Source organism: bacterium (genome assembly GCA_027622355.1).
In the GTDB taxonomy this organism is placed as follows: domain Bacteria; phylum UBA8248; class UBA8248; order UBA8248; family UBA8248; genus JAQBZT01.
Genome location: JAQBZT010000075.1, coordinates 1 through 10,431, shown reverse-complemented (window position 1 = coordinate 10,431; position 10,431 = coordinate 1). Strand labels below are relative to the sequence as shown.

10 protein-coding genes are annotated in these 10,431 nt (G+C 58.2%); 2 read left to right on the top strand and 8 right to left on the bottom strand.

Translation table 11 applies throughout. From position 1 onward, the window contains the following. From O2807_06200 to O2807_06190, 3 genes are all read right to left on the bottom strand, one after another. The coding region (locus O2807_06200) for a tripartite tricarboxylate transporter permease (protein ID MDA1000093.1) at positions 1 to 1,251 on the bottom strand (1,251 nt) is incomplete at its 3' end. An 18-nt stretch (positions 1,252 to 1,269) separates the two neighbouring features. Continuing rightward, positions 1,270 to 1,758 carry a tripartite tricarboxylate transporter TctB family protein gene (locus tag O2807_06195; protein MDA1000092.1) on the bottom strand — a complete coding sequence of 163 codons (489 nt, stop codon included), beginning with the start codon at positions 1,756 to 1,758 and terminating at the stop codon, positions 1,270 to 1,272. Between the two features lie 114 nt (positions 1,759 to 1,872). Further along, a complete protein-coding gene (locus O2807_06190) occupies positions 1,873 to 2,847 on the bottom strand; it encodes a tripartite tricarboxylate transporter substrate binding protein (protein MDA1000091.1) in 975 nt (324 codons plus the stop codon). 364 nt (positions 2,848 to 3,211) lie between these two features. Between O2807_06190 and O2807_06185 the strand changes: the two genes are divergently transcribed. Continuing rightward, positions 3,212 to 4,012 carry an aspartate dehydrogenase gene (locus O2807_06185; GenBank protein MDA1000090.1) on the top strand — a complete coding sequence of 267 codons (801 nt, stop codon included), beginning with the start codon at positions 3,212 to 3,214 and terminating at the stop codon, positions 4,010 to 4,012. A gap of 42 nt (positions 4,013 to 4,054) precedes the next feature. Continuing rightward, on the top strand, positions 4,055 to 5,695 hold the full coding sequence (locus tag O2807_06180) for an acetolactate synthase large subunit (GenBank protein MDA1000089.1): 1,641 nt from the start codon (positions 4,055 to 4,057) through the stop codon (positions 5,693 to 5,695). 358 nt (positions 5,696 to 6,053) lie between these two features. Here the strand turns inward: O2807_06180 and O2807_06175 are convergent, their stop codons facing one another. The 5 genes from O2807_06175 to O2807_06155 all read right to left on the bottom strand — a co-directional run bounded on the left by O2807_06175 (position 6,054) and on the right by O2807_06155 (position 10,103). After that, complete coding sequence (locus O2807_06175) at positions 6,054 to 6,530, bottom strand: hypothetical protein (GenBank protein MDA1000088.1); 477 nt, start codon at positions 6,528 to 6,530, stop codon at positions 6,054 to 6,056. A gap of 357 nt (positions 6,531 to 6,887) precedes the next feature. Next, positions 6,888 to 7,319: a hypothetical protein gene (locus tag O2807_06170; GenBank protein ID MDA1000087.1), complete on the bottom strand. Its 432-nt coding sequence runs from the start codon at positions 7,317 to 7,319 to the stop codon at positions 6,888 to 6,890. A gap of 28 nt (positions 7,320 to 7,347) precedes the next feature. Further along, positions 7,348 to 7,614 carry a hypothetical protein gene (locus tag O2807_06165; protein MDA1000086.1) on the bottom strand — a complete coding sequence of 89 codons (267 nt, stop codon included), beginning with the start codon at positions 7,612 to 7,614 and terminating at the stop codon, positions 7,348 to 7,350. A 964-nt stretch (positions 7,615 to 8,578) separates the two neighbouring features. Continuing rightward, entirely contained in the window at positions 8,579 to 9,244 is a 666-nt protein-coding gene (locus O2807_06160) for an IS1 family transposase (protein ID MDA1000085.1), read from the bottom strand. Positions 9,245 to 9,674: 430 nt separating this feature from the next. After that, on the bottom strand, positions 9,675 to 10,103 hold the full coding sequence (locus O2807_06155; GenBank protein ID MDA1000084.1) for a hypothetical protein: 429 nt from the start codon (positions 10,101 to 10,103) through the stop codon (positions 9,675 to 9,677). Positions 10,104 to 10,431: the final 328 nt, after the last annotated feature.

Genomic DNA, 10,431 nt, shown 5'->3' with positions numbered 1-10,431 from the left:
GATGTCGAAGATGATGTTGTTGAGCGCGAAGACGCCCGTCGCGCAGAAGAAGAGAATGGTCGCGGCGAGAACGTATTTGGGCAGCTTCGTCGCGGCGAGGAAAACCCGCATGCCAATCGCCTGAAGCGCGATCATGACGAAGTGGGCGAGAAAGAAAGCGATGAAGATACCGTAGGAGAGATCGGGGCGCTCGGAGATGAAGGTCGGGCTCGGCACGATGTTGTGGATGAGGAGCGCGCCCAGCATGACGGCCGTGATGATGTCGCCCGGGATGCCGAGCGCCATCATCGTGATGAGGGCGCCGCCGGCGGTTCCGTTGTTGGCGGCCTCTGAGGCGATGACGCCGTCGGGGATGCCGGTGCCGAATTTTTCGGGATACTTCGATGCTTTCTTGGCCTGATCGTAGCTCAGGATGTTCGAGATGCTCCCCCCCGCCGCCGGGAGCGCGCCGATGAAGACGCCGATCAGCGAGGAGCGGATGAGGTTCACCGGCTGGCGGAGGATGGTCTTGATGGCGTTCCAGGGCTCGATCTTGACGTGCTGGGCCTTGGCTTCGATGAGAGAGCTCTGGGCCTCCTCCTTGGTTTCGACGTCGCTCAACAGCTGGCTGAAGGCGAACAGGCCGATGAGGACGGGGAGAAACGCGAAGCCCTGCCGCAGCCCATCCGTCCCGAAGGTGAAGCGCTCGATGCCGGTGATGTCGTCATCGCCCACCGTGCGCAGGAGAAGCCCCATCAGCCCCGCGATGGCGCCCTTGAGGAGGGAGTCTCCCGAGAGGCTCGCGATGATCGTCAGGGCAAAGACGAAGAGGGAGAAAAACTCCCAGGGGCCGAACTTGAGCCCGAACAGGGCGAGCGGCGGGGCGACGGTGACGAGCAGCACCGCCCCGATCAGCCCGCCGAAAAACGAGGACCAGATACCGATCCCCAGCGCGAGGCCGGGTTTTCCGCCCCGCGCCATCGGGAAGGCGTCGAAGGTGGTGGCCACCGATGAGGGCGTGCCGGGGATGCCGAGCAGCGTCCCGGAGATGAGCCCGCCCGAGAAGCCGCCCACGAACACTCCCAGCATGGTGGACAGCCCCTGAAGGGGCGTCATCCCGAAGGTGAAGGGGAGCGTGAGGATGACGGCGAGCGCGATGGTGAAGCCCGGAATGGCGCCCGCCACGATGCCCGCCAGCGTGCCGATCGTTATCAGGATCAGCGTGTGGATTTGAAAAATGGTGGTGAAGGCTTGAAGAACGTTTTCCAGCATGGGCCGCTCTCGCTCTCCTCAGTCGAATAAATCGCCCTCGGGAAGAATGACGATCAGGACGAAACGGAACAGCAGATAGAGCCCCCCCGTGACGCCCGCCGATATGGCGATGTATTTCGGAATCTGGCGCGCCCCCCGCGGCCCCAGCACCCAGAGCATGAGAAAAATGAAAAGCGTGCCGGTCAGGATGAAGCCCGTATAGGGGAGCGCCACGAGAAACACGGAAAAGAGGAAGAAAGAGATGATGACGTTGCTGTACTCGCGCACCCATCCGAAGGAAAAGTTCTTCGCTTTTGTGTCCTCGTGCTCTTTGCGGAGATCGCGGAGCAGGCCCTGCACGAAATAAATCACGCTCAATGGAATGAGGAAGGCCAGAATCACGCGGGGGAAGAGGGCCGGCCCCATCGTTCCGTAGGGGGCGGGCGGCAGTGCGTAGGTGACGCCCCAGGCCACCGCGCAGAGGACGATGAGGAGGGCGGCGATCACGGTGTCGGCGTGCAGTCGCATGTAGGCTCCGGGTCCAGGCCTGATTCTAGAGAGAAAGCCAGAGAGAAAGCCGGATGACCCGGGCCGGCATCCTTTCGAATGCCGTCCCGGGCCGATCCATGCGTTTCCGGCGGGCTAGTTCTTCCGCTTGTAGAGTCCGACCTGTTTGGCGACGCGCTCGATCATCGTGGCGTTGTCTCTCAGGAAAGCGGTGTATTCCTCGTGGTTTTTGTACTGGATGATGGTTCCCTTCGCCTCGAGATCCGCCCGGACCTTGGCGTCGGCCATCGTCTTGCCGAGGACATCCGAGTACATCTTCACGATGGCGGCGGGCGTTCCCTTCGGGAGGAATATGCCGCGGTTGATGCCCGTCACGACGTCGATCCCCTGCTCGCGGAGGGTGGGCATGTCCGGCAGGCGGAGGTCCCGCTTTTCGGTGGCGATGCCGAGGCCCTTGAGCTGGCCCGACTTGATGTACTTCTTGGCCGCCGTGATGTTGAGTTCGCCGAGATCGATGTGCTTGCCGAGCAGGGCGGTCATCCGCTGGCGGGTGCCGTCGAAGGCCACGTACTTGAACTTCGCCCCCGTGGTGGCTTCCACGAGCACCGGGAAAAAGTGGCTTGTCGAGCCGAGGGTGGCGCCGAACTTCACCTGGCTGGGGTTCTTCTTCACGTGCGCGACCAGATCCTGGGCGCTCTTCCAGGGCGTTCCCGGATGGGCGCCGAGGATCGAGGGCGTGTAGGTCAGCAGGGAGACCGGCTCGAAGCCGAAGTAGTTGAAATCCACCCGGCCTCCGACATAGGAGGTCTGCATCGAGTCGTGGCCCGCGAAGAGCGTGCAACCGTTCGCCTTGGCCCGCATGGCCTCCTTGGCGCCCTTGTTGCCGCCCTGGCCGCCGATGTTGACGACGACGATATCCTTGCCCAGGTGCTTTTGCGCTGTCCGGGCGACGACGCGGAAGATGACGTCCGTACCGCCGCCCGCGCCCCAGGGCACGATCAGCTTGACGGCGCGGCAGGGGAGCGTGGCCGCACCGGAGTGGACGGGCAGGGCGAGAAAGCCGCCGATGACCGCCAAAAGAGAGAGAATCCGAATCCATCTGCTTTTCATGGGGAACCTCCTTTTCGAAGCGCTTGGTGCCAGTTTCCGTATTTTTCGGGCTTGGCGTTTTCCCGGGCGGCGGGGCACGCCCCCTCCCGGAGATTTCAAGAACAGAAACATAAGAACAGAAACATCCCGCTGAATGTCTGTTCCGTGCGCGGATTTTTCGGGAAGGCAGACGCGCGCCAGCCGCCCCCCCGGCAGCCGTTTTCCCTCCGGCACATCTTTTGATGGGGGGGGCATGTAATCAGGATTTCCGGGGGGCGTCAACCCGCCGGAAACGGCGGGGAAACCAAGTGTGCTACATTAAGTTCACGAAAAGACACATTCCGGCAGTTTGCGGAGATGATCCGGTTTCAGGGAGAGCACGCGCGTGGTGAAGCTGGGCGTGGTGGGTCTCGGCGTGATTGGAAAGGCCGTGGTTAAGGCCGCGGACGCGGGCCGGATACCCGTCCAGGTTCCGGTGGCCACGACCCGTACGCCTGGAAAAGTAGCTTCTTTTCTTCAGGGGCTGAGGACGCCGCCCGCGCTGTCGGATATTGAGGGGGTGGTCCAGGGGGCCGACGTGATCCTCGAGGCGGCGGGGGTTTCCACCGTAGCGCCCATCTGCGAGGCCGCCCTCCCCCTCGGGAAGGAAGTCATCATCACCTCGATCGGCGCCCTCCTCGATCGGGAGGACTTGGTGGCCCTCGCCGAGCGGGGCGGCGGGCGGATTTATGCGCCCTCGTGCGCCATCATCGGCCTCGACGGCCTCAAGGCGGCCCGCGAGGGAAGGCTCGATTCGGTCACGATGACGACGCGCAAGCCGCCGGCCAGCCTCGCCGGCGCTCCTTATGTGGTCGAACAGGGAATCGATCTGGCGCGCATCCAGGCGCCCGAGGTCATTTTCGAGGGCGATGTCCTCGAGGCGTGCCGGGGTTTTCCGGCCAACGTCAACGTCTCGGCGGCGGTGGCGCTCGCCGGCATCGGCCCGCGCAGGACGCGCATCCGGATCTTCTGCGACCCGACGATTCAACGGAACATCCACGAGGTGGAGGCAGTGGGCGCGCACGGCCGCTTTTTCTTCCGGATCGAAAACGTCCCTTCCGAAAATCACCGCACGGGAATTATGACCTATCTGTCCGTGTTGGCCCTGATGAGGGAGCGGGAGTCGGCGCTCGTCATCGGCACCTAGCCGGAAGCCTGTCCATGCCAGAAGCCTGGCCATGAGGAACCCATGAAAGCATCCGACCTTTTCGTCCGCGCGCTCGAAAAAGAGGGCGTGGAGTATGTCTTCGGCGTTCCCGGCGAGGAGAACCTCGACTTTCTCGAATCGCTGCGGAACTCGCGGATCAAGCTCATCCTCACCCGCCACGAGCAGGGGGCGGGCTTCATGGCGGCGACCTACGGGCGCCTCACCGGAAAGGTGGGGGTCTGTCTCGCCACCCTGGGGCCCGGCGCGACCAATCTGGTGACCCCCGCCGCCTACGCCCAGCTGGGCGGCATGCCGATCCTGATGATCACCGGCCAGAAGCCCATCAAGAAGAGCAAGCAGGGCCGCTTCCAGATCATCGACGTGGTCGAGATGATGCGCCCCCTCACCAAGTCCACCCGCCAGGCGGTGAACGGAAACAACATTCCGGTCCTGGTGCGCGAGGCGATCCGGGTGGCCGAGGAGGAGCGGCCCGGCGCCGTCCACATCGAGCTGCCCGAGGACATCGCCGCCGAGGAGGCGGATGCGCAGCTCTTCGAGGTGAACACCCGAAGACGCCCGCACGCCGATCAGAAAGCGCTCGATCAGGCGGCGGAGATGATTCGCGGCGCGGCGCGGCCCCTTCTCCTCATCGGGGCGGCCGCCAACCGGAACCGCACCTGCCAGGCGCTGCCCGAATTCGTGGACAAGACCGGCATCTACTTCTTCAACACCCAGATGGGCAAGGGCGTCATTGACGAGCGACATCCCCTGTATCTGGGGACGGCGGCGCTCTCCAGCCAAGATTATCTCCACTTCGCCATCGAGCACGCCGATCTCATCATCAACGTCGGGCACGATGTCATCGAAAAGCCGCCCTTTTTCATGGCGCGGGGGGGGACGAAGGTCATTCACGTCAACAACTTCTCGGCCAGCGTGGATGAGGTCTACTTTCCCCAGCTCGAGGTCATCGGCGACATCGCGGACACGATCGAGCGGCTCTCCGCCAAGCTCGAAAAAAACCCGGCCTGGGATTTCGCCTACTTTGGGGAGGTGAAAAAGGGGGTGGAGGCCCATGTGGCGGAGCGGACGGACGACGCGCGCTTTCCCGTCATCCCGCAGTATCTCGTGGCCCGGGTCCGCGAGGTGATGCCCTCAAGCAGCATCATCGCTCTCGATAACGGCGTCTACAAGATCTGGTTCGCCCGGAACTACAAGGCCCACGGCCCGAACACCGTCCTGCTCGACAACGCCCTCGCCACCATGGGCGCCGGGCTTCCCTCGGCCATGGGGGCGAAGATGGTCTACCCCGAGACCCCGGTCATGGCCATCTGCGGGGATGGGGGCTTCATGATGAACTCCCAGGAGCTGGAAACCGCCGTCCGCCTCGGGCTCGATCTGGTGGTGCTCGTCCTGCGCGACAACGCCTACGGCATGATCAAGTGGAAGCAGACCGGCATGGGCTTTCCCGACTTCGGCCTCGACTACGGAAACCCCGATTTCGTCCGCTACGCCGAGAGCTACGGCGCAAGCGGCCACCGCGTGGAATCGGCCGAAAGTCTCGCCCCCACGCTCAAGGGCTGCCTCGATGCGGGCGGGGTCCATCTCGTCGAGGTGCCGGTGGATTATTCCGAGAACGAGCGGGTGCTGATCGATGAGCTCCGCTCGAAGACCCGCCGGCTCTAGTCCCCGCGCCTTCCCCCGAAGCGCCACTCCAGATCGGCCGGAAAGGGCTCCAATAACGGTGGAAGTATTAATTTTTCCATGGGTTCTAACAGAAGATACTGAGTTAGGCTAAAATTGGCATAACACGCTTTGCACAATCTTCAATTTTCAGTTTTCGGCTCAACGTTATTATGTGGCCGCTCCAGATTTCGGGATTCGATCTTTTCCCATGTTTGCCAAGAGGAAGAACACCACTTTCTTCCTTATATCGAATCCAAAAATTATGTATTCGGGTTCGAGATGTAAAGCCGGGCGCGCATTCTTCACGCATTGCCCAGACTTCATTCATGCGCACTAATGCTCTTTTCGCCATTACAATTTAGGCAGCGGTTGCAAGTTGTTGTTCGTCCTCCCGCTCATTCAATACAGCCATAGGACGTTGAATTTCAACGAGGTTCAGAAAAGCTTCAGTATCTGCTTTTATTTTATTGTCAAGGTTCAGGATATCAGCTTCCACATGATTTTCCCGCACAAAAGCCACGGCCTCTGTCCACTCTCGCTCGCTTTTCTCACAAACAGAATGAAAAACCTCCTCAGCTTCTTTCTTGAATTCTTCAAAGGTAGACGCAGCAGCGGCAATATCGTACAAAACTGAAAGAAAGCCTTCGCGAAATTCTTGGTAAGATTCCTTGAGGTTTTCCCCGCCACCACCAATTCCACCGGGGTTCACGCCAAAAATCCAAAAACCATCCTCGTTCTGGACCGCAAGAGCCTTTCCTCGTGCCTCTACGCTCACAATAAAGCCATTTCCCATGACAATTTTGTGTAGCGTAAAGAAGAGTGGGTAATTACTCATCTTCTCTCCTCACAGCGCGGCAGGAACACCCCGAGTACTGTTTCGGCGAAATGCCAAAACCCGAAGTTCCCTCTGCTGGTTACTCATGGGCCATACTTAACCCTCAAAGTACTGGCCAGTCAATATCCTTATCGGGGGTTCAGTCCCGATTCTTAGCCTCACTTTAAATTTAAGCATTTTTCATGCCAATGCTGATATTGCCGGAAACATCAATAAATACAATATGATTTTGATTTATTGGCACATTCGGGAGCTTTTAAAAGCGGAAATTCCGTCAAGAATAACGATATATCGTCATTTTTCATAGGAAACCGAAAAATCATTAGGTGCACAGAAATATACAGTTGAAGGGGCATATTAGGACCCCTCTGGCTCGCGCCTTCCCCCGAAGCGCCACTCCAGATCGGCCGGAAAGGGCTCGCGCATCTTCTCGACGTAGGCGATCACATCCTCCCGGCGGAAGCGCACGCTCTTGAACGAGGGCGCGCCGGGGGGGCGGCGGTCATTCGGCTCCGCGTGCGGCCGCCGCAGGTAGATGGGCTGGAGGCAGGGCGCCTCGCTCGCGCAGTCCTCGGCCACGATCAGATCGATGCTCCGCACGTTCCGGTAGCCCAGCACCCGGGCGAGCATCTGCTTCGTCAGAAACACCTCGTCCTCGAAAATCTGCGTCGCCGGCCGCGGGTCGGGCGCCCACCAGGGCGGGCGGCGCGGGCGCTCTTCCTTCGCCTTGGGCGGGCTTTTCTTCCGCGCCGGGCTTCCGGCTCTTTCGCTGCCTTCCGTTCGGTTCATCTTGGTCTCCCGAAAAAAAAATGGCGTTCTACGACAGCGCTTCTTCGAGAGAGAGGAGCCGCACATCCGCTCTTCGGGTCTGGCGGTGTTCCACCAGCCGGGCGGCGCGGGCGAGGGCAGCGCTGCGGCTGGGGAGGAGAATGGTTTGGTGCTGGTTCTTCCGGGTGTCGCGGTAGGCGAGGAGGGTGGCCTCGGCGGGGAGGTCGAGGCCCTCTTCGGCCATCTCGCGGATGCTTCGTTCGTGCGTGTGGATGTAGGCGGTGTGCTGGGTGGGTTCATGCCGGATGGATGGCATCGTGTGTCTCCTTCTGGAGGGAAAATGGGAAGTGAAGCCTCCGGCCCGGCCCGGCCGCTGAAAAGGAGGGGGTGAGGAGGGAGTTGTGAAGGGAGCGCCCGCCGGCCCTTTTCCCTTCGGGAAAAAGGGAGGTGCGGACGCCGGAAAGAGAAACAAAGGATGATGTGGAGGGAACGGCCCGGCCGGACCGGAGAGCACGGGAGCGGATGCGGAGACCTGCGGCGCACATGGGGAAGCCGGAAGATTCATCGGGTCTCCTTTCGTTGGGGGCGCGAGTGGCCCGGATGGAAATTCATCGCCCTCCCGCCCGGGGAGGCAGGATGTGAAAGATATACACATATAGGTAGTGTCCTAATTTCAGCCGTGAAGTGCCCTGTGAAACTCCAGGGGTACCCCCCACACACACAAAAAAAACCCCGGGGCAGAAGCCCCGGGGTTGGATTTTTGAGGCATCGCTGGCCTTGCCCTCGACCCCTGCGATGCCTGCTCCCTTTCGGGAGTCTCAAGCCCGGCTAAGCGGGTAGTAAAGTAATATACGCCTATCTTATCCCCAAGGCAAATTTAATGCACCCTCTAATTCCCTCTAAGTATCTGTTTTCTAATTCAGTATAAAAATATTTCCGCTTGCCGTTTTCGTCTTTCCCGAGACCGATGTAATGAAGCCTATCAAGGCTAACCGTAGCCACAAGATCGCATTTCACCCATTGGTCCAGGTCTTTTTCCCCGAGCATCGGTATCGCACCCGGCGGAAGAAGGTAATGATAGTCCATCATGGGCATTGGGGCCGAATGCGTTACAGGTACCACAGAACACACCCGATCAGTTCTGCTCCTTGGAGACACGACAACCACAGGACGTTTCTTGGTAATTTCATTTGCTAAATAGCCCCGAAAATCGCAAATCACAATCTGGCCCGGAGTTGGTGGATATTTCAAAGGCATCAACAATTCCTTTTTAGGCAATATTATGTAACTAATTCCCCTATTGTCCACACCCGATCCGCTACCCCCGCCGCAACCGCCGGAGTTGTCCCCAACGTCTGATGCACCCGCACGAAGTTGTACCAAGCAAAATGCAGGGCCACAGCCGCCTTGAGGTTTTCCAGCTTCTTTGAGAAGGCGTTGGTTAGGCGCGTGAACCGCCTCATCTGCATCCGCATGGTGAGATTCTGACGCTCGATGTAAGACGTGCTGATTCTCTTGGGGTCTGGATACCCCATAATAGGTACCTTGCGTACTCTTATGAATTTTGAAGGGCCATAGCCCTCACGCACGGGCGTAGAGGCACCTGCAAACCGCTTGTTGATCTGAGCGTAGTCAATTCCATGCCAGCCAAAAACATCTGCCACAGCGTACAAGAAGCCAGGGAAGGAATCGGTGGTAAGCTGGAATCGTGTTACCACCCTCTCATCAAGGGATTTCATGAGGCGAAGGGCTGTCGCCTGATCCCGCTTTCCAATAGCGAAGCAGGGGATTAGCTTGGTGTTCGCATCCAGGGCCACAAATACATACTGACCCCCCACTTCCGGCCCATCATCCGTCCTGAGTGCGCGGTCGCGCTTTTTGACGTAGCACCAAGCCTCATCAATTTGAATTTCGCTTGATGAGATGCCCCGAATTTTCTCGTCCATGATGGCTTGGCACCGCTCGCCGGTGGACCTGAGAAGGCGGCAAATGGTGTCTCGGTGCGTTCTGGTCATTCGCTCGATGGAGCGGATACTGGACCCTTCGACAAGGGCACTTAGAATCTGAATTTTGCGTTCAACTGGCAGGATATTCACGGCACTTGCTCCTTGGAAAATGGGAGCAAGCCGATGTGAAAACTTGACGATTAGTCCCTTTTGGACTATATACGTCATACACGGTTTGCATCTGGGGGCTTGCTCCCTGGATGTGAATCCAGGGCCTTGCGGGTGTTCACGCACCCAAAAGGCCCGTTTAAAATTAGTCCACCTTGGCCCGGCCTCCGGTTTCTTCCCCAAGATACCGTTGGCCGGGCCTCTCTTTTTACGCCCCTGATTCCGGTGGACAAGTCTGCGAATCAGGGACTCGGTCTTCTCATCAATCCTCTTTTAGCCACTGAACAAGCCCCCATCGTCGCGGTTGATATTCCATGAAATGGTCAGGATTTCTCTTAAGGGCTTGCCGAATTGAAGCCCTTGTAATGCCAGTATTTTTTTGCAAAACATCCTTTTGAATTTCCACTATCCGCATTGGCTTTTCCTTCTTTACCAAGACTTCAAAAACATCCTGCGCTACGCCACTTGATAGTTCTTTTGGTGTTGATTCAAGTGTTCGATTTAATTTAAATTTTTCTGGAATTTTAAGGTTTTTCCCTTCCCTTTCACGAACAACCGTGCGTTCAATGAGAAGATCGGTTGCCTGAAGTTCGGCCTCAAGAGACGCACGATGAAGCAAAAGTTGCGAAAGCATCCGAAGCTCCTTTTGGATTTGCTCTCGTCGCCTTTTAAGCTCGTCTAATAAAGCCATGTGCTTTCTCCCTTACAAACAAATCTAGTGTAAAGTAAAAGAACATAAAAAGAAACAAGAAAATGAACAGAAAATTGATTTTTTAGCCTTCTACACCCCCGCGTTTTCATTATTTATATTTAGGACACTACCCACATATACATGTATTGTCAATAATTATATACATATTTGAATATTCAAGAAAACTACTGTAAATATTGGAAAATTCGTGCTTTCGACAGCTGATTCGGGGTTAATTCGGGCCGGACCGAGACCGGGAGAGTAATTTTTTTTTCCGGCCGGGGGGATGAAATACCGGTGCGTCCGGATGGTTTCATGCGGTTTTCCC